Here is a 22,181-nt window from a genome sequence, read left to right as displayed (position 1 = left end):
GGATACCTACCCCTGGACTTTTTGTCCTACCTGTCCGGCAGAATGGGGTTTCAATTAGTCAAGCGTCTGGAATACAAGCCCGCCTACGAGAACCAGGACAGGAATGAACGAATTCTTCACTGCCTCTTGCGACGGGGACATGCTGCGGTTGCAGTGGGTCCCGGATGTCCACATCACTTACCAGATGGCGGTGCACGCAGCCCGGGTTCTGGAGGGCTTAAGCGGTGGCCGCACTTTGCCTCTCCTGGTTGATCTCGCTGGTGTTGCCGGGTTAACGCCGGAGGCCAGGGCCGGCATGAACGCTTACCGCGGATTCTCGGCCGCGGCCCTCATCGGGGATGGGGCAATGGGCAAAGTCGTGGCCGCATTTTCGCAGCGGTCCCTGACCCCCACGGCATATTTCACCAAAGAATCCGAAGCCCTGAAGTGGTTGTCTGAACACGGCCGGGTCAGTGCCGTGCGGGAAGCCCGGCAAACGGAAAGCTGATCGTCACCAGGATCACGACGACCCCGACGACGTCTCGCGGTTGTGGGCGTCCCCCTCGGCGCGCTTCTTGATGCCCAGCAGCATGGCACGGTCCATGACGAGGTAACCAGGGCGGAGGAGGAAGTCCATGACGCGAAGCGCGGGCGGCCGGTCGGGGCCCGATCGCGTCCGCAGCAGCAACCTGGTTCCCCTGGCACCGGAACTGTTTAGGACGAACTGCCACGTGCCGGTGACTGTTCCGGGAGGGGCGCCAGGGCTTGAATCGAGCACCAGGTAGCGCGCGCTCTCCAACTCCACCACGCGTGGCCCTATCCTTCCTCCCGGATAGCCTTCCGGCGTGAAGGCAATGATGTCGCCAACCTTCAGGTCCTGCCACTCAGGGTGGATGCGGTCAGCATTGGTAACGCCCAGATGGAGCAATCCGTTCTCCACCCAGGTATAGGAATACAAGCCAGCGCGGTCCACACCCATTTGAACCAACCATGGCCAGACCTCGTCCGGAGGGGCGGAGATCGTTACTGCCATGGTCTGTACTTCGTCGGGATCCGGAATCAGGCGGTCGCCCGGAAGGGGCATGGTCCTTTCCAGCTTGGTCGCGCCCCAGGCCCCCAGCACACGCGGCAGGACCGCGTGCGTGAAAATCCCGGCCGCGGCCGCCCCGCCGAGAAAACCCGACTTTCGCCAGCGGAACCCAGTTTGAGCCCGGTGCCCGCGCACGGACGGCCCCATGAATGCCAGGAAACCCGACAACGCGTTGCCCATGCCAAACCTCCTTGTCACCGGAATGCAAGGAGCCTACAAACAGTGATTGGGCCGCCCCCAGAGTCCAAAGGCCCCGCCGGTAAATGCAGTGCCTGTGTGGCGCGTCGGGCGCCGATGCTTGACGCCGACATCCGGCACACGCTAGAAAGTAAGCAGCCTTATTATTTGTCGATTCTGCAAAAGAGTTCTGCAAAAGGAGGACCTGACATGAGTGACAAGCCCGGTAACCAGACACCGAACACGCCCGATGTGAGCGAGACGGAACTGCGCAGCATGAAGGTGGACGAACTCCGCAAGCAGGCCAGGGAAGAACACATCGCCGGCGCTTCGGACATGCGCAAGGAAGAGCTGGTGAAAGAGGTGGCCAAGACCCGGCAGGAGGACCACGACGGCGGGCGGAAGGAAGCTTCCCGGTCCGGCTCAGGGAATTCCGGGCGGTCCAGCAGTGGCAAGGAAGGCAGCGGCAAGGAAGGCCATGACGAGCCCGGCAACCAGACCCCCAACACCCCTGACGTGAGCGAAACCGAGCTGCGCAGCATGAAGGTGGATGAACTCCGCAAGGAGGCCCGGGAAGACCACATCCCCGGCGCCTCCGGCATGCGGAAGGAAGAGCTGGTGAAAGAGGTGGCCAAGGCCCGGCAGGACGGTGACAGCGGCGGAGGCAGCCGGAATGAGGACGCCGGCGGAGACGCCGAAGACCTGGGCGCCGGCCCCGACGGCGGCAAGGTCCGTTACGGCGATGACTCGTCCAAGTCGCTGAAGTATTCGCAGGAAATCACCTCCACGGAGGAGGAGCCCGAGCGCGAAGGCCGCAGCCTGGCAACCACGCACCATGAAGTCATCAGGCAGTGGGCCGAAGAACGCGGCGGTGTCCCTGCCACAGTCGAGGGCACCGAGCATGGCGACCACTTGGGTGTCCTACGCATTGATTTCCGGGATCGGGACGCCAACCTTCGCGAAGTCAGCTGGGAGGAATGGTTCAAGACGTTTGACGACCGGCGGCTGAACTTCATCTACCAGGAAGAGCGGACGGACGGGAACCAGTCCAACTTCTTCCGGCTGGAGAACCCGGAGCGTGAAGACGCCTAGGGGCAACCGCACCACATTGAGCGGATCATGCAGGAGGCGCCATCGCTGTTGCGGTGGCGCCTCCTGCATGTCCAACAGTCCTAGAGCCGTGTATCAAACGACCCGCAGAACACGTTCTCGTTGAATGTTCCCTGGAACTCCGATTTGCCCTGGATCTTCTCCACGGCGGCCCGGATCGCTTCCCGTGTTCCCGCGTGGGCGTGGATGACGGTCCTGACCATGGGCACGTCGATCAGGTGGTTCGGCTGGTTCAGGGACACAAACACTGTGGGCACTTCCGTGACGTACCAGGGGATCTCGGCCGCCATGGGAGACGACCACTTGATCCGGATGGCAGCCTCCTGCGCGAAGCCTTTCACGTTGGCGAAGACAAAGGCGGCGTCGTACTTTTCCGCGTAGTCGCCGGTGGCCTCCTCTGCCAGGACCCGCATAAAGTTCATCCCGGCCTCCCCGGCCGCTTCGCGCTGCTCAGCGGTCCGGAACAGGTGCACCTGGAACCCGGCAGCTTCCAGTTCCTCCTTCACCACCTCGAGGTAGGCCAGCGGATCGGCCCTGGTAAAGTCTGCCCCGCCGGAGATGCCGTACAAGCGGATCCGGGGATGCGTCGCAGGCGTGATGGGCAGGTTGCCGGCCGTGTCCTTGACCAGCGTCACCGTCTTGTCTGCAATCTCAGCGGCCACGGCACGGTGCTCAGCAGACCCAATAACGGCAAGCGCCTCGGCAGGCGGAACCAGCTCATCAGCAGATTTCCGGTGCAGCCCCAGCGACGCCTTCAATCCCAGGATCCGTCGCAGCGCATCATGCAGCCGCTGCTCGGTGATGATCCCGGACTTGTAGCCGTCCATCATGTACTGGAAGTCCTCGGCGGGGTTCCGGAAGAACAGGAACATGTCGCAGCCCGCCGCGATGGTGGCAGGCACCAGGTCCTTGCGCCTCATGGCCTGGGTCAGCCCCACCATCTGCGAAGCGTCGGTGAGCACCAGGCCGTTGAACCCGAGCTCCCCGCGCAGCAGGTCCTGCAGGAGTTCCGGGGATAACGTGGCAGGCAGGACCTCGGAGTCGGACAGCCCGGGCCGGAAATGCCGGGATACCTCCGGCGCCCCGATGTGGCCGGCCATGATGGACTGCACGCCATGCGCAATCATCTCCCGGTACACGTGTCCGTACGTCCGGTTCCACTCCTCATAGGGGAGGGTGTTGTAGGACGTGACCACGTGCTGGTCCCGCTCATCCACACCGTCCCCCGGGAAGTGCTTCATGGCGCATGCCGTGGGTGATTCGCTGATGCCGTCGAAGTACTCCTTGGCCCGCTCCACCACAACTTCCGGCGTGTTGCCGAAGGAGCGAGTGGAAATGACCGTGTTCCGCCAGTTGTAGTGGATGTCCACGATCGGTGCGAAGGCCCAGTTGCAGCCCAGGGCCGCCGTCTCCACCCCGGCCACCTGCCCCATCTGCCGGGCAATGTTCTTGTCCGGATGCGAGCCCGCCTGCAGATGCGTGGATACGAACGTTCCGTCGTCGCAGCTGCCGGCCCCGCCCATCTCGGGGTTGGACGCAACCAGCAACGGAATCCGGGACTTGGACTGCGCGTAGCGGATGTGTTCCTGCACCGCAGCGGACGGACCCGGACGGTAACGCATGCCGCCCACGTGGTAGTTCTCCAGCACCCCGTCGAGGTACCCGGGTGAGTAGTCGTTGTTGTGGTTGATGAACAGCTGCCCGATCTTCTCCTCGAGCGTCATCGCACCAATGGTGCCCTCCACCCAGGCGACCGCGTCGTCGTCGAGATTGAACGGGGCGGCGGCCAGGTCGACGTCGAACTGCCGCGGCCGGCTGCCCTGCTCCCGCGTGGCGGAAGGTACGACGGCGGCAATCCCCTTGAGTGCCCCGGCCACGACTTCCGGGACGGGCGCGGCGATGTCCACCACCACGCCGCGCTCGTCCTCCTGCAGTGGTTCGAGGGTGGCGAGCTGGGAGTCCAGCAGCGCGGGTGGCATGAAGTGCCCGGCCCTGCCGCCCACACGTTGGGCGAGGACCTCCTTGCTGCCGTTCAGGTGCAGGAAGATGGTGTCCGGAGCCTGTTCCCGGATGGCGTCCCGGTAGGTTCGCCGCAGCGCGGAACAGGCCAGGACCAGCCCGCTGTCCCCGGCGGCAGCCAGCTCGCGGCCCACGATCGTCAGCCAGGGCCAGCGGTCCTCGTCGGTCAGCGGATGGCCCGCCGCCATCTTGGCCACGTTCTCCACGGGGTGCAGGGAGTCGCCGTCGAGGAACGGGACGCCGAGTTCGCGGGCCACAAGGCCGCCCACCGTTGTCTTGCCGCAGCCGGAGACCCCCATGACCACAACACGGGGTTTGGCAGGGGTGGGGTTGTTGTTGTTCACCGAAATTTTCCTTCTCACCCGTATGGGCAGTTTTCAGCCGTGGGCATTCTTACCGGCCGCGGGCCGGTTTCACCAGTCGTGGACGGTGCCGTCGACGAGGCGGTTGTAGGGCAGGTAGGCCTGCTGGTACGGGTAAGCTGCGGCGGCTTCTTCGTTGAATTCCACGCCGATGCCGGGCTTGTCGCCCGGGTGCAGGTACCCGTCCACGAACGTCATGGACTGCTCGAACACCTCGTTGGTCTTCACCGAATGCTGCATGTACTCCTGGATCCCGTAGTTGTGGATCGCCAACCCCACGTGCAGCTGCGCCGCGAACCCCACCGGGGAAATATCCGTCGGCCCATGGAACCCGGACTTGATCTGGTACTGCGCGGCGAAATCCATCACCTTCTTCAACGGGGAGATCCCGCCAAAGTGCGTGGACGCCGCCCGGACGTAATCAATCAGCTGCTCCTTGATCAGCGTCTGGTAATCCCACACCGTATTAAAGATCTCCCCGATCGCCAGCGGCGTCGTGGTGTGCTGGCGCACCAGGCGCAGCCCCTCCTGGTTCTCCGCCGGCGTGCAGTCCTCCAACCAGAACAGATCATAGGGCTCCAGGGCCTTGCCCAGCTTCGCCGCCTGGATCGGCGTCATCCGGTGATGCCCATCATGCAACAACGGGATCTCCGGACCGAACTCATTCCGCACCGCCTCAAACACCGAAGGCAAATGCCGCAGGTACGCCCTGGTGTCCCAGTCCTCCTCCACCGGGAACGCACCCCGGCCCGCCGGCTCATAGTCATACCGCTCCCCCGACGCCTGGGCCTGCGCCGCGACCCCATACACAGCCTTGATGCCTGGAACTGCGGTTTGGATCCGGATCGACTTATACCCCAACTCCAAATGCTCGCGCACCGAATCAAACAACGACTCAATATCGGCCCCCGAGGCATGCCCGTACGCCCGCAACCCGCTCCGGGAAGCACCACCGAGCAACTGGTACACCGGCATCCCTGCCAGCTTGCCCTTGATATCCCACAACGCCATATCCACCGCAGCGATCGCCGCCATCGTCACCGGACCCCGCCGCCAATACGCACTCCGGTACAGGAACTGCCACGTATCCTCAATCCGGTGCGGATCCTTCCCGATCAACAACTGCGCCACATGCTCCCGCAGATACGCGGCAACCGCCAGCTCGCGACCGTTCAGCGTGGCGTCCCCAATACCGGTCACACCATCCTCGGTGGTGATCCGGAGGGTGACGAAGTTCCGGGACGGACTGGTCACAAACACATCAGCGGCAATGATTTTCATGGGATCTAACTGTTCCTTCCGGAAGTGAAAAAGCAGGGTCTAAAGAGGTGACGGGGTGGCTGTCTTGGCTGCGATGGATCCGCACAGCCCGTGCACCAGGGAAACAATGTCGGAATCATCCGCGATCTCGGCACTCACCAGGCGGAGAAGGGCCTGGACCCTCCCGTTGCCCTCAAGGGCGTTGGCCGCGTGGATGTCCTCGGCCAGCGGGTCCTGGAAGTCCTGGGTGGCGGCCACGTAGTCAATCCATGCGGCAAGCATCAGGGCAGCCCCGCTGCCGGTTCGGCCGCTGGCCCGCTCCGCCGTGAGGACGGGCACGGCGCGCATCCGCAGCTTGGTGGTGGCGTCGGCCGCGATCTGGGCAAGCCGGTGGGCGATCCGGGCATTTCCAAACCGCTCCAGCAGCGCCTTCCGGTACGCAGGGATGTCCAGCCCGGCCGCCTGCAGGTGGTGTGCGGCCTCGTCCCAGAAGTCCTCCACGGCCTTCCGGCAGGCGGGATCGGCCAGGGCGTCGGCCACGGTGGCGTGCCCGCGCAGCTGCCCGGCGTACGCCAGGATGGAGTGCGAACCGTTGAGGAGCCACAGCTTGCGGTTCTCATAGGGCTCAATGTCGGCAACAACGACGGCGCCGGCGTCCTCCCAGCGCGGACGTCCAGCCGGGAAATCCCCGCTGAGCACCCAGTTCCGGAAAGGTTCGGCCACCACGGGCGAGCTGTCCGTGTAGCCGCACTGTTCGGCGACTTCAGCGATGTCCGCCTCGGTGGTCCGCGGGGTGATCCGGTCCACCGAGGTGCTGACGAAACTGACATTCGCCCCGACCCATTCGGCCAGCCCGGAACCCCATCCGGATGCCAGTCCCAGGACGGCGCGGCGGGCAACCTCCCCGTTGGCGGACAGGTTGTCACAGCTGACGACGGCGATCGGTCCCGCCCCGCTGTCCCGGCGCCTGGCGAGGGCCAGCACCAGGCGTCCCAAGGGTGTGCCGGGCACTCCCGCTTCCCCGGACGCCGCCGCCGACAGCGCGCGGAGGTCATCCGCCACACCGGGAGCGTCGCCGTCGAACGTTCCATCTGCCGCAAGCCCGTACGCGGCCTCGGTGATGGTCAGCGTGACCACCGCCGTCTCCTCCGCCGCGACAAGCTCACAAAGCCGGGCGATGTTGGCTCCGTCCACCGCTTCCACGATGCTGCCGATCACTTCGAAACTGTCCCCGTCTGCCGAACGTTCCACCAGCGTGTAAAGGCAGTCCTGGGCCGACAGCGCTTCTGCGGCGGCCGGGCGCCGGCCGGTAAACGCCGCGATCCCCCACTCCGCGGCGTCAGGGGCGTGCTGTGTGTACCAGGCCTGGTGGGAGCGGTGGAATGCCCCCAGGCCGAGGTGCACGATGCGCACCGGAGGTTGGGGCATGGGCTTCAGGCTGCGGTCCAGGACAGGAAGTGAGCCCGGTGCAGGCGGGGCGGCGTTCACAGCTTGAACACCCGCCGTGGTGATGCGTCGATGATGTCCACGATGAGTTCGTGTGCCCGTTCCTCGGTGATTCGATGTTCTGCCACCAGCCGGGCCAGGAAGGATGCCTCGATCCGCCGGGCCGTGTCATGGCGGGCGGGGATGGAGCAGAACGCCCTGGTGTCGTCGATGAAGCCCGAGGACCGGGAGAACCCTGCCGTCTCCGTGACCGCCGAACGGAAGCGGAGCATGGCGTCCGGCGCGTCCAGGAACCACCACGGAGCGCCAAGGTAAACCGAAGGGTAGAACCCGGCCAACGGAGCCAGTTCGCGTGAAAAAACCGTCTCATCGAGGGTGAACAGGACCAAGTGGAAGTCCTTCGCCGTCCCGAAATCCTGCAGCAGCGGGCGCACGGCCTCGGTGTAGTTCACGGCAACCGGTATGTCGTGGCCGGTGTCCGCGCCGAAGGCCTCGAACGTGGGCGTGTGGTGGTTGCGGAACGAACCCGGGTGGATGGTCATGACCAGACCGTCCTCCACCGACATCCGCGCCATCTGGTAGATCATGTGCGCCTCGAAGGCGTCCCGGTCCGCAGCACTCGCCTGGCCCGTCCGGCCGCACTCGAAAAGCCGCTCCGCTTCGCCGTCGTCCAGTTTCAGCGTGGTGGGCGTGAAGACGCCGTGGTCCGCGGACACCGCGCCGCGCTCCACGAAGTGGCGCCGGCGAGCCTCGAGGGCCTTGATGTAGCCGGCGTAGCCCGAGGCGCCGTCCCCGGCAGCTCCGATGAGGCGCTCCACGTTGTCCTGCCAGGCCGGGTGCGCCATGTTCAGGTACTGGTCCGGCCGGAACGTGGGCAGCACGCGGGCGGCGAACGAAGGGTCCGCCTGCAGCGCGGCATGGCTGTCAAGCGAGTCAAGGGGGTCATCGGTGGTGGCGAGCACCTCGATGTTGAATTCCTTGAACAGCTCCCGCGGCCGGAAACCCGGCTCGGAGAGTTTGGCCTGGAGTGCATCGTAAAGCCGGTCGGCGTTGTCCTTGGACGGCTCCTCCGCCAGGCCAAAGACGTGGGCAAACTCCTGCCGGATCCAGTAGCCGGACGCCGTTCCTTCAAAGTTGGGCCACGCCTCGCAGAAGTGGCGCCAGACCTCCCGTGAATCAGCAGGCTGATTGCCGAGCCCCAACTGGTCCATGGGCACCCCGCCGGCGTGGATCAGCCTGGTGACGTAATGGTCCGGGGTGACCAGGAGCGCGGCGGGATCGGGAAAGGGCGTGTTCTGCTCGATGACTGCCGCATCCACATGCCCATGCGGGGAGATGATGGGCAGCCCTTCCACTTTCTTGAAGAGCGACCGCGCGATGTCCCGGACCCCGGGATCGGCCGGCAGCAGCCGGTCCGGGTGGTCCGCTATTGGCTGTGCCATGGTCAACGCCTTCCTGCCGCGACGGAGAGCCCTGCCAGGGCCGCCGTGGAACGCAGGTAATCGAGGTTGTCCGCGGTCCGTTCGGCCAGCGGGAGTTCGGTGGAGAAGTCCTCCACAGTCACCCACCCGTCATAGCCAAAGGCCGCGAGCGCCTTGAAGTACTGGAGGACACTGCCCTGCCCTGACCGGAGCGGAGCCCACTCGTTGCGGTAGACAGCCGCGCCGGACTCGTCGATTTCTCCGCTGTTGACCCACAGCGCGTTCTTGACGTGGACGTGCGCCAGGTAGTCGCCCAGGAGTTCGAAGGCGGGGAGGTAGTCCTCCTGGCCTTCGATAAGCAGGTTGCCCAGGTCATGGATGACGCCCACGTGCTGCGGATCCAGTCCGTCCAGCAGCCGCAGGGCGGAGGATGCCGAAGCGGTGATGGTCCGGTGGTGGAGTTCCACCAGCGCCTTCACTCCATGGTGTGCTGCCCGCTCGGCGATCCATTCAAAGTCACGCCGGGCTGCCGCGAAGAGCTCCGGGTAGGGCGTGCCGCTGGCCGGTTCGTTGCCCCAGGCTGCCGTCCCGAGCGGAAGCGTGGTGACACGAACCTTTTCCGCGCCCAGCTTGGCCGTGGCTGCCAGCATCCGGTCCACGTCAGCGTGGTTGTCACACCGGGCGTACCCTCCGATGCCGGAGAACTCCAGGCCGGCCCCGCTGGTGAGGGTGGCGAGCCGGTCCAGGTGGTCCTCCATGCCGGTGAGCGGGATGGTGGCCCTGTTGCCGGCCCAGAAGCCTGGCGCATCTGCTTCTGCCTGGTCGGTGATGCGCCATTCGACGCCGTCCCAGCCCTGGTCGGCGAGGTGCTTCACTGCCTCTTCGGGAGCCCATTCGGGGGTTGATGCCGTAAATACTGAAAACTTCATGGTGTCAGGCGCTTTCTGCCGCACTGCCGGTGCGGACTTCAAGGTCGTTGTACTTGCCTGCAAGGACGTCGTCGAAGAGGACGGGCTGGCCGAGGGTGGCCGAAACGTAGACGGAGCGCACGGCCGCGAGCGCGTTGACCGCGTCACTGACGGTGACGCCCGGCTGCCGGCCGCCGGCGATGGCGGCAAGAATGTCCCGGTACTGGCGGACGTGCCCGGCGGGGTACGTGGTGGGGTCCGCGGCTTTGTAGTCCTCCACCGGGTACTTGGCCAGTTCCTGTTCGGCCTGGTTGCCGCCGCCCTGGAGGCCCATGTCCGCGGACTCGCCGCCGGCGTCCTTGCTGTGGAAGTACTGCAGCCGGTCGTTGTCCACCACGGCGGATCCTTCGGATCCCATGAGCTGGACGCGGACAGTCAGCCCGGGGTAGGCGGCCGTGGTGGCGTGCAGGACTGCCAGTCCGCCGTTTTCGAAGGTGACGGTGGCTACGGCGGTGTCCTCCACTTCGATCCGTTCATGGGCCAGCAGGGCGGTGTGCGCGTGGATCTCCACGGGGCGCCCCATGAACCAGAGGAGCAGGTCAACGGTGTGCACGCCCTGGTTCATCAACGCACCGCCGCCGTCCATGGCCCACGTGCCGCGCCAGTCGCCGGAGTCGTAGTAGCCCTGGCTGCGCCACCATGCCACCGATGCGATGGCTGAGGTGAGCCGGCCGAAACGTCCCTTGGCGATAGCGTCCGCCACAGCCACGCTTGACTGGTCGAACCGGTGCTGGCTGATGACCGAGGCAACGACTCCCTTTTCCGCGGCTTCCTTTGCGGCGGCCTCGATTTCCTGGGCCCGGGTGAGGTCCACGTCGAGGGGCTTTTCGATCACCACGTGCTTGCCGGCGGCCAGGACCTCCAGTCCCTGCTGGATGTGAAGGCCGCTGGGCGTTGCCAATGCGACAAGGTCAATGTCCTGCGCAGCAAAGGCCTCCGCCTGCGAGGTGTACAGCGCGGGCCGTTCCCCGCCCTGCTTCTCGATGAAATCGGCAAGCGCTTCGGCTGCCGCCGGAATGGCGTCGACGAGGGCGACGATCCGGGCCTCCGGGAAGGACTGGAGGGCTACGGCGTGGGTGCGGCCGATGACGCCGCATCCAGTAATGGCTACGTTCAAGGTGCTCATGCGGTCTGGACTCCTGCGTCTGCGGTGACTTTTGCGAAGGCTCGGGCTGCGATGCCGAAGGCGGTGGGGCCGGAGAACCCGCCCAGCCCATGGGCGCCCGCAAGGTGCGGTTCAAGGGAGGCGAAGCCCTGGTACCCGTCGGCTTTGAGTGCTTCCACGGTCCTGAGCAGGTCACCGTCTCCCTCGCCGGCCGGCGTGACGTGGCCGTTCTCGAACAGTGCATCCTTGACCTGCAGGTATTCCAGGTACGGGCGCAGTTTCGTGTATGCCTCGTCGAAGGGCTTGACCCCCACCTGGACGAAGTTTGCCGCGTCCCAGGCAACCTTCAGGGCGGGCGAGTTGACGGTCTCGATGATGTCCAGGACCCGGTCCGGAACATCCCCGAAGATGTCCTTCTCGTTCTCGTGCAGGAGGATCACACCCGCTTCCTCCGCCACATCGGCGAGGGCCCGCATGCGCTCCATGACAGCGTCGCGGATGCTTTCCACCTGCACGGACTCGCCGTAGTAGAAGGAGAAGATGCGGATGTACCTGGCGTCCAGGACCTTGGCCGCATTCACGGCACGGCGCAGCCGCTCCACTTCGTGCTCCACCGGGAGGCTGACGTCCACCTTGCCAATCGGGGAAGCGATGGCCGAAACCTTCATGCCCTTCTCCGACAGCAGGGACGCGAGGGCCTGGAGCTGATCGTCGCTGAGGTCCACGATGTTGGTGCCCCACGCGCTGCGGACCTCGATGTGGTTGGCGCCGAGGGCCTGCAGCACTGCGATCTGGACTGCGGGGTCGTCGTCGATCTCGTCGCCGAAGCCTGACAGCTGCCAGGTGACCTGGGTGGTCGAAACCATGGTTATTTAACTCCTCCGGCGGTCAGCCCGCCTACTAGGTAACGCTGGAAAATCAGGTAGAGAATGACCACCGGTGCGGCGCACACCAGGGCTGCCGCCATCATCTGGCCGTAGAAGGGAATGGCGCCGCCTTCCTGGGAAGCACCAAAGATTTGAAGTGCGACGGCGGCCGTCTGGCTTTCGGGGCGCGTCATCACCGAGGCGAACAGCACGTCGTTCCAGCCGAGCAGGAACGCGAAGATGCCGGAGACAACGATGCCGGGCCAGCTGAGCGGCAGGATGATGCGGAAAAGGACTCCGACGTTGGACGCGCCGTCGATCCTTGCTGCTTCTTCGAGTTCCTTGGGGAGCCCGCGGAGATAGGTGACCATCACCCAGGTGGAGAACGGCATGGCGAACGTCAGGTAGGTGACGAAGAGGCCCCACTGGGTTCCGATGACCTGGATCCCCAGATAGGTGGCGGCCGAGGAAAACAGGACGAAGACCGGCAGCACCATCAGGGTGCCGGGCACGGACTGCAGGGCCAGCAGGCCACGGAGGATGGTCAGCCGACCGCGGAAGGTGTAGCGGACCAGTACGAAAGCGGTGGAGATGGACATCGCGGCGGAAACCACAGCGGTTGCGCCCGCCACCAACACACTGTTGGTAAGGCCGGTGGCCAGGCCCACGCTGGTCCAGATCTTTGAGTAGTTCTCGAATGTGACTGTCGATGGCCAGAACTCGCCGTTGGCCACGCCGATGTCCGAGTTCACCGAGGCCAGGAAGATGTACAGCACCGGGATCAGGACCAGGGCGCCCAGGAACACCAGGACGAAAATCAGCAGCGGGGTCGGGAGCAGCCGCAGCACCTCGTGCTGCCGGTGCGAGCCCGGACGGTCGATGTCAGAGGCTGGGGCACTCCGCCGGGTGGCTGTCGTGGTGCTCATTTCTTTGCTCCAGGTGTTTCGGCGTCGTCAAGCTTGACGGCACGGAGGTAGACGAACAGCGGAATGGCGATGAGCACCAGGGAGATGAAGGCCATGGCGGCGCTCAGGCCAAAGCGGAAGCTCTGGAAGCTGGTGACGTAGGTCAGGATGGGCAGGACTTCGACGTCGGCCGGGGCCGGAACGCCGAACAGCACGAACGGAAGGGTGAAGTTGTTGATGTGGTGCAGCATCCCGATCAGGAAGGCCAGCGACAGCGGGCCTTTCAGGTAGGGGAAGATCACGTACCGCAGCTTGTTCCACCACAGTGCCCCGTCCAGGGCCGAAGCTTCATGTACTTCGTGGTCCACGGACTGGAGGCCGGACAGCGCCAACAGGTAGATGAACGGCCAGGAGGCCCAAATCTGGACCAGGACCAGTGTCCAAAAGGTCTGCGGCCCGTTGAGCCACAGCCCGACGTGAATGCCCACGGTGGCCAGGGCCTCGTCCACGATTCCGCCGGGCTGGAGCATGGTCCGCCAGACGGTGGCCACCACGAAGGATGGGAGGACGTACGGGATGAGGAAGATCGAGCGGATCACTGCCCGGCCCTTGAACGCGTTCTGCGTGGCAACCGCGGCGGCAATGCCCAGCGGCAGCGTCACCACCATGGCCAGCAGCGAGTAGCTGACACTGAGCCAGACGGCGTGCAGCAGCGGCGAAGCTGTAATCGCTTCAACGAAGTTTTCCACTCCGATGATCGGCGCGCTGATCCATTTCCGCAGGGTGTACTGGTCCAGGTTGAGGACCGACATGTAGATGCCCAGCAGGAGCGGTACCACGATGATGATGATCATCAGGGTGCCGCCGGGGATAAGCATCCAGAGGGGGCGGTTTCGTTCGCTCAGGCCTTTGCGGCGCAGTCCGCCCTCGTGGCCGTGCTGCTGCCCGGAATCGGGGACGTTTTGGGGCGCCCGGCCCGCGGCGGTATCTGCCGCGGGCCGGACTTCATGTGAGGCGTCGGTTGACATCAGAACTTATCCTTTGGAGGCCCGGTCCAGGGATGCCTGGCCCTTGTTCTGGGCGTCCTTGATCCTTTGTTCGAGGGCGGCCTCGTCCACCTTGCCGGCGGCCAGGTCAGGAACGGACTGGACGGTGACGTTGAGCAGTCCCAGCTGGATGTCGCCCCAGGCACCGGTGAACGGCGTTGCCTTGGATTTGGCAGCGGCATCGGCCAGCGGCTTCAGTTTGGGATCCGTCAGGCTGGCAAGCGCCTCGGCGTTCGCGGGCAGGTCACCGAAGGTCTTCTGGTAGTTCAGCTGCTCTTCCTTGGACGTGATCAGCTTGATGTACGCGAAGGCCAGGTCCTTCTGCTTGGAGTAGTCAGCCACCACCAGGTTGTCGCCGGACAGGATGCTGGCGGCATCGCCGTCGGACTTGGACTGGGTCTCACCCGGTGCGATGGTGGGCATCAGGGTGTACTCGTACTTGCCCGCAACTGCGGACTTGTCGAGGGTGGGGATGGAGCTGGACGTGGTCATCATCAGGTAGCCGGCCTTGCCGCTGGCGAAGGCCGCCACAGCGTTGCTGTTGCTCCAGCCCACGGACGCGGGGTCAACAACCTTGTCCTGGGTCAACCAGCCGAAGTAGGTCTGGTAGGCCTTCTTGACCGTGGGGTCATCCATTCTCAGCTTGTTGCCGTCCACCAGCGGGTTGCCGGCCTGCACGGACATGGCCCAGATGAACTTCCAGGGATCGTAGTTGTCCTTGTAGCCGGTGGCGATGCCGTAGGTGTCGCCGTTGGTCATCTTCTTGGCCTGGGCTGCCAGCTCATCCCAGCTGGTGGCGGGCTTGTCGATGCCTGCCGCTGCCAGCAGGTCCTTGTTGTAGGCCATGACGAAGGGCCGGCTGACGAACGGGATGCCGGCCAGGTGGTCCTTGTCCGGGCCCGAGATGCCCAGGGCGGCCTGGTTGAAGCGATCCTTGCCGCCAACTTTCTTCCAGTCGTCATCGGAGAGGGTGACAAACGCCTTGGTGGCGTAGGCCGTGGGGGTGAATGTTGTGCCAAGTCCGTAGATATCCGGGCCCTGGCCCGATACCACCGACGTCTGGATGCGGGTGAGCTCATCGTTGGCCGAAGCGAAGGTTTCAAACTTTACGTCCGCGCCGGTCTCAGCCTTGAACTTGGCCGCTATATCGCTCTGCCACTGCTTCTGCTGCTCGGGGTACTGGCTCAGGACGCCCACCAGGACGTTGAGCGTCTTGCCCGTACCGTCCACCTTCCCATCGGCGTTGGTGGAGCCGCCCCCTCCGGAACCGGAGCCTGATCCGCAACCGGTCAGGGCCAGTGCTGCAGCCGTGACAATCGCCGCGAGCCCAGTAGTCGATTTAAACCTCATTGTTTTTCTCCTCTAGGACACCCGCATGGCCACATCCGTCCTGTGGCGGAAATCACTGCAGGCGACTCGAAAGCCAGTCTAGGAAGACGGCAAGCCAGTGGCAAGCGGTTGCCAAAAGTTGCCATAAATGCTCAGATAGGTGCATCAGGCATCCAGCGGCGAGTAGCCTTGGAGGCCCCACTTGGCCGGCGATTCCGGTCCGCGAGGAAAGGCCACAGCGATGGCAGACCCGACAATGAAGGCGTCACGCCAAGCCAGTCCTGACGTGGGCGCACAGCGGGACCGGCCGCCCACCATCCGCGACGTTGCCGAGCTCGCAGGGGTCGCCACCTCCACCGTGTCACGTGCCCTCGCCCGGCCGGACCGCGTGAATCCCCGCACCCGGGTGCGGATCGAGGAAGCGGCAGCGGACCTCAACTACGTCCCCAGTTCCCAAGCGCGTGGGCTCAGTTCGGGCCGGACCAATGCAGTGGCAGTGCTGGTTCCCGACATCACCAACCCGTTCTACTTCGACATCATCCGGGGCACGCAGCACCAACTCAAGGCCGCCGGCGTCACCCAGCTCCTGGTGGACACCGAGGAGTCAAGCGAGATGGAGCTGGACGCGCTGCATAAGATGCGGAAATCCGCGGACGGGTTCATCCTTGCTGCTTCCCGCCTGTCGGACGCCCAGTTGGCCGAGGTCTCACAGTCGCAGCCCCTGGTGACCTTCAACCGTGCTTCCACCAGCGCTCCGACCGTGATGATCGATACGCCCTCCGCCATCATCCAGGCACTGGAGCACTTGGCCTCGCTGGGCCATCACAAGGTTTGCTACGTCGCAGGCCCACCAACCTCATGGTCCAACCAGATGCGGTGGAAGGTCTTCGAGGAGGATGCGACCAAGCGTGGAATGGAAGTGCACCGCATTGGCCCCTACACCCCGAAGACTACTTCGGGGGCTGCTGCTGCCGATGCAGCGGTCAGGACCGGTGCAACGGCCTGCATCGTCTTCAACGACCTGCTGGCCATCGGCATGTTGCAGCGCCTGCAGGCCCGTGGCATCCGCGTCCCTCAAGACATGAGCATTATCGGATCGGACGATATCTTCGGCGCCGACTTCTGCAACCCACCACTGACCACCATCTCCAGCCCCATCGAACAGGCGGGCAGGGTGGCGGTGTCCATGCTCCTGGCACAGCTCAACCCGTTGTCAGGAAACGCCACCCGCCAACTGGCTGTCATGCCCACCCATCTCACTATCCGGGAGTCCACTGGCCCCGCGCCGGCGTAGCCCCCGCATGGCGGCGTACATCCGTGGGTACCCCGGTGGTGTCTCCGCAGGACGTTCGAGGGGAAACCCATTACCCGGGCGTAGCCTACCGGCTCCTTTTGGCGCCAGCGCATACTTGAAGCACCACTCAGGCCAATGGACAAGGAATCGTCCCAACCGCACCCTCACCGGCAGTCCCGGGGATCCTGCCGGCCTCCTGGCGAAGGGTGGAGACCATTTCCATCGCTTCGCCCTTGAACAGAAACAGATTCGGTCTCGAAAGGGCTGAAGATCAACAATGAACCGCACCAAAATGGGGCTGCTGTCCGTCGCCTCCGCTGCCGCGCTTGCCGTGGGCCTTGCTCCCGGCACAGCGCTGGCACACGGCGGATCCGGGCACGGGAACCCGGACCACAGCGACGACTGGCGGAGCAATGACGATCAGCGCCGGCTCGTCAGGACCCTGCGCCACGTCACCGACGACTACCGCTGGCTGGAAAATGCCGAAGCAGACGGCTACCGCAAAATCACTGAATGCATCGACAAAAGCGGGGTGGGGGCGATGGGCTTCCACTACGCCAAGCAGGAACTGATCGATGACAAGACCCAGGCCCGGAAACCCGAGGTGCTGGTGTACATGCCCGATGAGGACGGACGGTATGAACTGGTGGCAGCCGAGTTCCTCTCGACCGCGGCGGAACGTCCTGAGCTCGCCGGACTCGATTTCGAGGACGGACCGTTCCCCGGCTCGTACGCACTCCACGCATGGATTTGGCGGGACAACCCCGACGGCATGTTCGCTTCCTACAACCCGGACCTCACCTGCCCAAAGTAGGTCCGTCGCGCCCGGAATAGGGAAAAGGCGGGCGTACGACGCCGGGAGCCACCCGCCGTCGTACGCCCGCCTCAAGCCGCCAGGCAGCTTAGCCGGCGTCAGCTACAGCGCCGACCACCCGCCGTCGGAGGCAAGGATTGCACCGTTGACGTTGGTGCCGTCGTCGCTGAGCAGGAACGTGATCGACGCCGCGAGCTGCGCGGCAGTGGCCGGTGCTGGGATGTTGGCCTGCATCAGCGGGCCAAGGCGCTCGGCCGCCAACTGCGAACCCCAGTTGGCCACGATGTTGGTGATGGTGGCGCCAGGTGCCACAGCATTGAAGCGGAGCCCCTTGGGCCCGTACATCACTGCCGAATTCCTGGTCAACCCATTCACAGCGTGCTTGGACGCAGTGTAGGCCGCGCCGGCTGCTGAGCCCCGCAAGCCGGCTTCGGAGGACACGTTGACCACAGAACCCGTCCCGGCATCGAGCATCAGCGGCAGCACCGCCCGGGTCAGCCGCATCAGGGCGGTGACGTTGATGCGGAACACACGCTCCCAGGTCTCGTCATCCACGTCGTGGATCGGCGCGAAGTTGTCCATGATGCCGGCAACGTTCGCCAGCGCATCCACCCGGCCACCCGCGGCGCGAACCACCGCTGCCACCGTTTCCTCCGTGGAGATGTCCCCCGCCACCGGGACCAGGTCCAGTCCGGCGTTCTGCTCCACGAGCTCGTCCAGCCGCTCCTTGCTGATATCGGCGGCTATCACCCGCCCGCCCTCTTTTGCCACCCGCAGCGCGGTTGCCTTCCCGATGCCCGAGCCTGCACCGGTGACGATGACGGTCTTGCCTGCGAAGCGGCCCTGCGTGACCACTTCCTGCCATGAAGCCTCGTTGCCCATGAGTTTCCTTCCAAAGTGCAAGCGGAATGCCCACGCCCAGGGCGGTGAAGGGCGGCATCCCCGGGATGCCGCCCTTCATTTCTGCTGAAAGGCTAGAGCTTGTCAGTCCTGTCTTCGCCACCCTTGTGGCCGGCTCCGCGCAGGTTTTCCTGGACCTTCCCGAACAGGTCCTTGATGGTGGACTCCGCGTTGGAAATGACGTCCACGGGAACGAAGACCTCATGGGTCACCGGCAGGTCGTATTCATCCTTCAGGTGCGTGCCGTTTCCCACGCCCGTCAGGGACAGGTAGACCATGGCCTCAGTCCGGGCAATGCCTGCGAGCTTGCCGAACACGACGGTGAACTCATTCGGCTGGAAACTGATGGTCTGCCCGATGTGGCTGCGGCCCAGTTCACCCGCGGGAACGGCCTTCTCCGACTGGCTTCCGGTGTAGTCCATGAACTTCTCCTTCGATCGCCAACACGTACGCAGGCAGTCTAACCCTGGCCCCTTCACCCCGTCACAGGCTCTGCTGGAGCCGTGCACAAAGTCCAGCCTGCGCTGGTGGCCATTCCTCCATTGAGCCCGGCAGTGGCGCCGCTGTTTGATGACATCACCGGGCGGCAACGGCCGCGCCGGCCGGACCCCCTCAAAGGAAAAACCGTGACTTCAATGACGAGCCGCGTTAAGAGCCCGATAAAGAGCCCTGTCCGCTGGGACACCGTCGAGAACGGCGATGCAGTGGAAGTCAGGCACAATGGACGCACCGTGTTCAGGGGTCTGGTGGACGCCAGGACCGACGACGGCGATGTGGTGTGGGTGACAGCTCCTGCGGGCGGCCGGCGCCTGTTCCACATTGCAGACGGCTTCGACCTGGCGGGAGTGCCGGCATGACGGACTGCCCGGAGGACTGCCACTACTGCACCGGCCCCGAGACCGACTGACCGGCACCCAGGGACGTGTTTGATGCCCGGATCATCACGATCCGGGCATCAAATTGCCGCTACTGCAGGTGGCATCGTTGACGCGGGCAACTGGTACCGCGAAGGTGGTGCCATGAGGTCTCAGAAAATTTCCCAGGGGTTGGTTATAACGACGGCGGCTGCAGCGGCAGCACTGTTGCTCACCGCGTGCGGTCCAAGCCAGCCGCAGTCCCAGACGACGACGTCGCCCTCGCCCTCGCCCTCGGGCAGCGGGCAGGCCAGCCAGTCAGCCACACCGTCGGCCACCACGCAGTCTTCGGCGCCGCCCACGTCCACGCCGTCCTCCCCGGCTCCCGCCACCACTGCCGCAGGCGCACCCGGCCTGTGCAAGGCAGCCGGCCTCACCGCCGCCACCGACGCTTCCGGCGGCGGCGCCGCGGGCAGCGTCTACATGAAGCTGAACCTCACCAACAAGGGCTCCGAACCCTGCATCCTCAGGGGCTTTCCCGGCGTTTCCCTGGTGGCGGACGCCGCCGGGGAACCGATCGGCGCCCCGGCGACGCGGGACGACTCCGCCGGTGTGGTGGACGTCCTGCTGGCTCCCGGCCAGACCGGCACAGCGGTGCTGCGCTACACGCAGGCCCTTAACTACCAGGGCTGCTCGCCCGTGGATGCCGCCGGCTACCGGATCTACCCGCCGGAGGACACCGACTCGCTGTTCATCCCGCAGCCCACAACGGCCTGCAGCAACGCAGACATTGCCCTGCTCTCCATCGGAGCATTCCAGCCCGCCTGACCCGCAAACCATTCCGTCAATGACTGAAGGCGGCCCGGCTATCAAGCCGGGCCGCCTTCAGTAGTCCTGGGCCGCCGTCGGAGGTTTCCACCCCGACGGCGGTCCTGTTCAGTTATCGGCAGTGCAGTGTGGTTACCGGGCTGCCGTGCTGGTGCGGCCTGTGCGCGCCGTCCCGCGGGACAGCGCCACGCCCAGGCCGATCATGGCGACTCCGAGGACGAAGTGAAGCCAGTTGTCAGCACTGTTGACCGGCACGAAATTGGCTCCGCTGTCCTGGCCGATGAGCAGGCCGTAGAGCCACAGCACCAGATAGATGGCGCCTCCGACCACCAGGTAGTTCTTCGACGCTGCCGCAGTGCGGGCCATGGCGATGCCCGCGATGCCGAAGAGCAGGTGGACGATGTTGTGCAGGATCGAAACCTGGAAGATGCCCAGCAGCAGGGCGCCGGACCCGTGTCCAGCGAACCCCAGGGACTCGTAGTTGGAAGTGATGCCCGGGATGAACCCGAGGACCCCCACCAGGAGGAACACCACGCCTACGGCAAGGGTGGCTTTTTGGATGTTGGTCCGGCCTACGGTGCGACCGCCGGAATTCATGGTTGTCATGATGTCTCCTGCTTGTGTCGTTGGTGCATTACTGGCTGCCGGGCGATGCACGACCATTGGTGCTCGACCGTAGACTTAACCCCCGACATCGTAAGTATACTTAGCAAATCCGCCGCGGATAGTAAGGGTCAGTAACAGACCCATCACAAATTGGCCTGTGAAGGCCTTGGACCGGAGGCAGGTTGGACCCGCATGACGTCGATTTGGCTGGACCGCAGGGAACCTTTCACATCTGACCCGTTCGAACCCGACACGAGGTACGACACAGTGGTGGCCGGCGCCGGCCTCACCGGTTTGGTCGCGGCGCTGCTGCTGGCCCGCTCCGGGCAGAGTGTGCTGGTGCTTGAGGCCCGCCACCCCGGCGCCGTGACCACCGGCAACACCACAGCAAAAGTGACCCTGCTGCAGGGAACGTTCCTGTCCCGGCTCGCCCGCCAATACTCCCAAAAACAAGTGCAGGCGTACGTTGACGGAAACCGGGAAGGGCAGGCATGGCTGCTGCGCTACCTCGAGGAACAGGGCGTGCCCTTCCAGCGCCGTGACGCCTACACCTACGCCGCCTCCGCCCAGGGCACCGAAAAGCTGCGGGAAGAGATCAGCGCCGCTACCACCGCCGGGCTGGACGTGGACTACGTCCGCGACGCCGGCCTGCCCTTTCCGGTACACGGTGCCGTGCGCATGCGGAACCAAGCCCAGATCAACCCGATGGACGTCCTTGACGCACTGGTGGCGGACATCCGTAGCCGGGGCGGACGGGTCGTCAGCGGCGTTCGCCTCCGGGACGTCACCGGTGACTCCCCATCCGCCGTCCGGACTGACCGGGGCAGCGTCAGGGCGGACAAAGTGGTCCTGGCAACCGGCATCCCCGTCCTGGACCGCGGCCTGTATTTCGCCAAGCTGAAGCCAAGCCGCTCCTACGCGGCCGCACTCCAGCTGCAGGAGGACCAGGCACCTCCGCCCGGAATGTACATCTCCGTTGAGCAGCCCACCCACTCCCTCCGCGACTACGAAGTGGACGGCAGGAACCTGCTGCTGGTGGGCGGCCACGGCCACCAGGTAGGCCGCACAGAGTCCGAAAAGGCACACCTCACCGGCCTGCTGGACTGGGCCGGGCAGCATTACCCCGGCGCCGTGACCACCCACACATGGTCGGCGCAGGACTACATGCCCACCAACCTCATGCCGTTCTTCGGCAAACTCCCCCGCGGCAAGGGCCAGATCTACTTCGGCACCGGGTACAACAAGTGGGGAATGACCAATGCCGTAGCCGCCGCACTGGGCATCTCCGCGGACATCCTCGGTGGCCAGGTGCCTTGGGCGGACACCATCCACCACCGCATCACGTCGCCTGCAGGTGCGCTCTCCGCCGTCACGCTCAACGCCGGCGTGGCTGCCAGGATGGCCACGGATTGGGGAAAGGTGACCGCGGAGGGCCGGAAAATCGACGGCCTGAAACGGGGTAGGGACCAGGCTCCGGCGCCTGTGGCAACTGGTCCGTCCGCTGCCGCCACCCCGCCGGAAGGGCAGGGCAAGGTCTACCGTGACGGCAACCGCCCGGTAGCAGTTTCCACCGTGGACGGAAGCACCTGCCGTCTGTCCGCAGTCTGCACCCACTTGGGCGGCATCCTGCACTGGAATGACAACGAACGAACGTGGGACTGCCCGCTGCACGGCTCCCGCTTCACCAACGAGGGCAAGCTCCTCGAGGGCCCCGCCACCAAGGATCTGCAGCAGGCCGGAACCCAGGCGCAACCCTGATCCATCGGGAGTTGAGTGTCAGTGGCTTGGGGCATGATGGAGGC

Annotated in this window: 21 protein-coding genes; 7 read left to right on the top strand and 14 right to left on the bottom strand. The window is 65.1% G+C overall.

Annotated features, from left to right (window positions below):
• The first annotated feature begins 103 nt into the window (after nt 1–103).
• Nucleotides 104–487, top strand: coding sequence for a DUF7793 family protein (locus tag LFT46_RS03035; RefSeq protein ID WP_236801026.1), 384 nt, complete (start codon nt 104–106; stop codon nt 485–487).
• Nucleotides 488–499: 12 nt separating this feature from the next.
• Here LFT46_RS03035 and LFT46_RS03030 read toward each other — a convergent pair whose 3' ends face one another.
• On the bottom strand, nt 500–1,249 hold the full coding sequence (locus LFT46_RS03030) for a hypothetical protein (protein ID WP_236801025.1): 750 nt from the start codon (nt 1,247–1,249) through the stop codon (nt 500–502).
• Between the two features lie 207 nt (nt 1,250–1,456).
• Here LFT46_RS03030 and LFT46_RS03025 point away from each other — a divergent pair, with 207 nt between their 5' ends.
• Complete coding sequence (locus LFT46_RS03025) at nt 1,457–2,338, top strand: Rho termination factor N-terminal domain-containing protein (RefSeq protein WP_236801024.1); 882 nt, start codon at nt 1,457–1,459, stop codon at nt 2,336–2,338.
• Nucleotides 2,339–2,418: 80 nt separating this feature from the next.
• Here LFT46_RS03025 and LFT46_RS03020 read toward each other — a convergent pair whose 3' ends face one another.
• The 10 genes from LFT46_RS03020 to LFT46_RS02975 all read right to left on the bottom strand — a co-directional run bounded on the left by LFT46_RS03020 (nt 2,419) and on the right by LFT46_RS02975 (nt 15,104).
• Nucleotides 2,419–4,674: a gluconokinase, GntK/IdnK-type gene (locus LFT46_RS03020; protein WP_236821976.1), complete on the bottom strand. Its 2,256-nt coding sequence runs from the start codon at nt 4,672–4,674 to the stop codon at nt 2,419–2,421.
• Nucleotides 4,675–4,788: 114 nt separating this feature from the next.
• Nucleotides 4,789–6,018 carry a D-mannonate dehydratase ManD gene (gene manD, locus LFT46_RS03015; RefSeq protein WP_236821212.1) on the bottom strand — a complete coding sequence of 410 codons (1,230 nt, stop codon included), beginning with the start codon at nt 6,016–6,018 and terminating at the stop codon, nt 4,789–4,791.
• A gap of 39 nt (nt 6,019–6,057) precedes the next feature.
• Nucleotides 6,058–7,425: a mannitol dehydrogenase family protein gene (locus LFT46_RS03010; protein ID WP_236821211.1), complete on the bottom strand. Its 1,368-nt coding sequence runs from the start codon at nt 7,423–7,425 to the stop codon at nt 6,058–6,060.
• 56 nt (nt 7,426–7,481) lie between these two features.
• The gene (uxaC, locus tag LFT46_RS03005; RefSeq protein WP_236821210.1) at nt 7,482–8,885 is read right to left on the bottom strand and encodes a glucuronate isomerase; all 1,404 of its coding nucleotides are present in this window, start codon (nt 8,883–8,885) and stop codon (nt 7,482–7,484) included.
• 2 nt (nt 8,886–8,887) lie between these two features.
• Nucleotides 8,888–9,793 carry a sugar phosphate isomerase/epimerase family protein gene (locus LFT46_RS03000; protein WP_236821209.1) on the bottom strand — a complete coding sequence of 302 codons (906 nt, stop codon included), beginning with the start codon at nt 9,791–9,793 and terminating at the stop codon, nt 8,888–8,890.
• A 4-nt stretch (nt 9,794–9,797) separates the two neighbouring features.
• The gene (locus LFT46_RS02995) at nt 9,798–10,958 is read right to left on the bottom strand and encodes a Gfo/Idh/MocA family protein (protein WP_236821208.1); all 1,161 of its coding nucleotides are present in this window, start codon (nt 10,956–10,958) and stop codon (nt 9,798–9,800) included.
• Nucleotides 10,955–11,803 (bottom strand): sugar phosphate isomerase/epimerase family protein, encoded by an 849-nt coding sequence (locus LFT46_RS02990; RefSeq protein WP_236801017.1) that lies wholly within the window; start codon nt 11,801–11,803, stop codon nt 10,955–10,957. Before LFT46_RS02990 ends, LFT46_RS02995 begins: the two co-directional genes overlap by 4 nt.
• Nucleotides 11,804–11,805: 2 nt before the next feature.
• Entirely contained in the window at nt 11,806–12,729 is a 924-nt protein-coding gene (locus tag LFT46_RS02985; RefSeq protein ID WP_236801016.1) for a carbohydrate ABC transporter permease, read from the bottom strand.
• Nucleotides 12,726–13,736: a carbohydrate ABC transporter permease gene (locus LFT46_RS02980; RefSeq protein WP_236801015.1), complete on the bottom strand. Its 1,011-nt coding sequence runs from the start codon at nt 13,734–13,736 to the stop codon at nt 12,726–12,728. The genes LFT46_RS02985 and LFT46_RS02980 overlap by 4 nt, the downstream gene beginning before the upstream one ends.
• Nucleotides 13,737–13,742: 6 nt before the next feature.
• On the bottom strand, nt 13,743–15,104 hold the full coding sequence (locus tag LFT46_RS02975) for an ABC transporter substrate-binding protein (RefSeq protein ID WP_236801013.1): 1,362 nt from the start codon (nt 15,102–15,104) through the stop codon (nt 13,743–13,745).
• A 220-nt stretch (nt 15,105–15,324) separates the two neighbouring features.
• Here LFT46_RS02975 and LFT46_RS02970 point away from each other — a divergent pair, with 220 nt between their 5' ends.
• Both LFT46_RS02970 and LFT46_RS02965 read left to right on the top strand, forming a co-directional pair.
• Nucleotides 15,325–16,377, top strand: coding sequence for a LacI family DNA-binding transcriptional regulator (locus tag LFT46_RS02970; RefSeq protein ID WP_442863667.1), 1,053 nt, complete (start codon nt 15,325–15,327; stop codon nt 16,375–16,377).
• 277 nt (nt 16,378–16,654) lie between these two features.
• A complete protein-coding gene (locus LFT46_RS02965; protein WP_236801011.1) occupies nt 16,655–17,191 on the top strand; it encodes a hypothetical protein in 537 nt (178 codons plus the stop codon).
• Nucleotides 17,192–17,293: 102 nt separating this feature from the next.
• Here the strand turns inward: LFT46_RS02965 and LFT46_RS02960 are convergent, their stop codons facing one another.
• Together LFT46_RS02960 and LFT46_RS02955 are read right to left on the bottom strand one after the other, a co-directional pair.
• Nucleotides 17,294–18,073 (bottom strand): SDR family NAD(P)-dependent oxidoreductase, encoded by a 780-nt coding sequence (locus tag LFT46_RS02960; RefSeq protein WP_236801010.1) that lies wholly within the window; start codon nt 18,071–18,073, stop codon nt 17,294–17,296.
• 92 nt (nt 18,074–18,165) lie between these two features.
• Nucleotides 18,166–18,513: a hypothetical protein gene (locus tag LFT46_RS02955; protein WP_236821207.1), complete on the bottom strand. Its 348-nt coding sequence runs from the start codon at nt 18,511–18,513 to the stop codon at nt 18,166–18,168.
• A 213-nt stretch (nt 18,514–18,726) separates the two neighbouring features.
• Between LFT46_RS02955 and LFT46_RS02950 the strand changes: the two genes are divergently transcribed.
• Both LFT46_RS02950 and LFT46_RS02945 read left to right on the top strand, forming a co-directional pair.
• Nucleotides 18,727–18,948, top strand: coding sequence for a hypothetical protein (locus tag LFT46_RS02950; protein WP_236821974.1), 222 nt, complete (start codon nt 18,727–18,729; stop codon nt 18,946–18,948).
• A 162-nt stretch (nt 18,949–19,110) separates the two neighbouring features.
• Nucleotides 19,111–19,773 carry a DUF4232 domain-containing protein gene (locus tag LFT46_RS02945; RefSeq protein WP_236801008.1) on the top strand — a complete coding sequence of 221 codons (663 nt, stop codon included), beginning with the start codon at nt 19,111–19,113 and terminating at the stop codon, nt 19,771–19,773.
• Between the two features lie 132 nt (nt 19,774–19,905).
• Here LFT46_RS02945 and LFT46_RS02940 read toward each other — a convergent pair whose 3' ends face one another.
• Nucleotides 19,906–20,379 (bottom strand): DUF4383 domain-containing protein, encoded by a 474-nt coding sequence (locus LFT46_RS02940; RefSeq protein WP_442863666.1) that lies wholly within the window; start codon nt 20,377–20,379, stop codon nt 19,906–19,908.
• Between the two features lie 192 nt (nt 20,380–20,571).
• On the opposite strand from LFT46_RS02940, the gene LFT46_RS02935 reads away from it, so the two are divergent.
• Nucleotides 20,572–22,137: an FAD-dependent oxidoreductase gene (locus LFT46_RS02935; protein WP_236821206.1), complete on the top strand. Its 1,566-nt coding sequence runs from the start codon at nt 20,572–20,574 to the stop codon at nt 22,135–22,137.
• Nucleotides 22,138–22,181: the final 44 nt, after the last annotated feature.

Origin of the sequence: Arthrobacter sp. FW306-07-I, assembly GCF_021800405.1 — a bacterium.
In the GTDB taxonomy this organism is placed as follows: domain Bacteria; phylum Actinomycetota; class Actinomycetes; order Actinomycetales; family Micrococcaceae; genus Arthrobacter.
The sequence above is the reverse complement of the archived record's forward strand: the minus strand, read 5'-3'. Positions and strand labels throughout refer to the sequence as shown.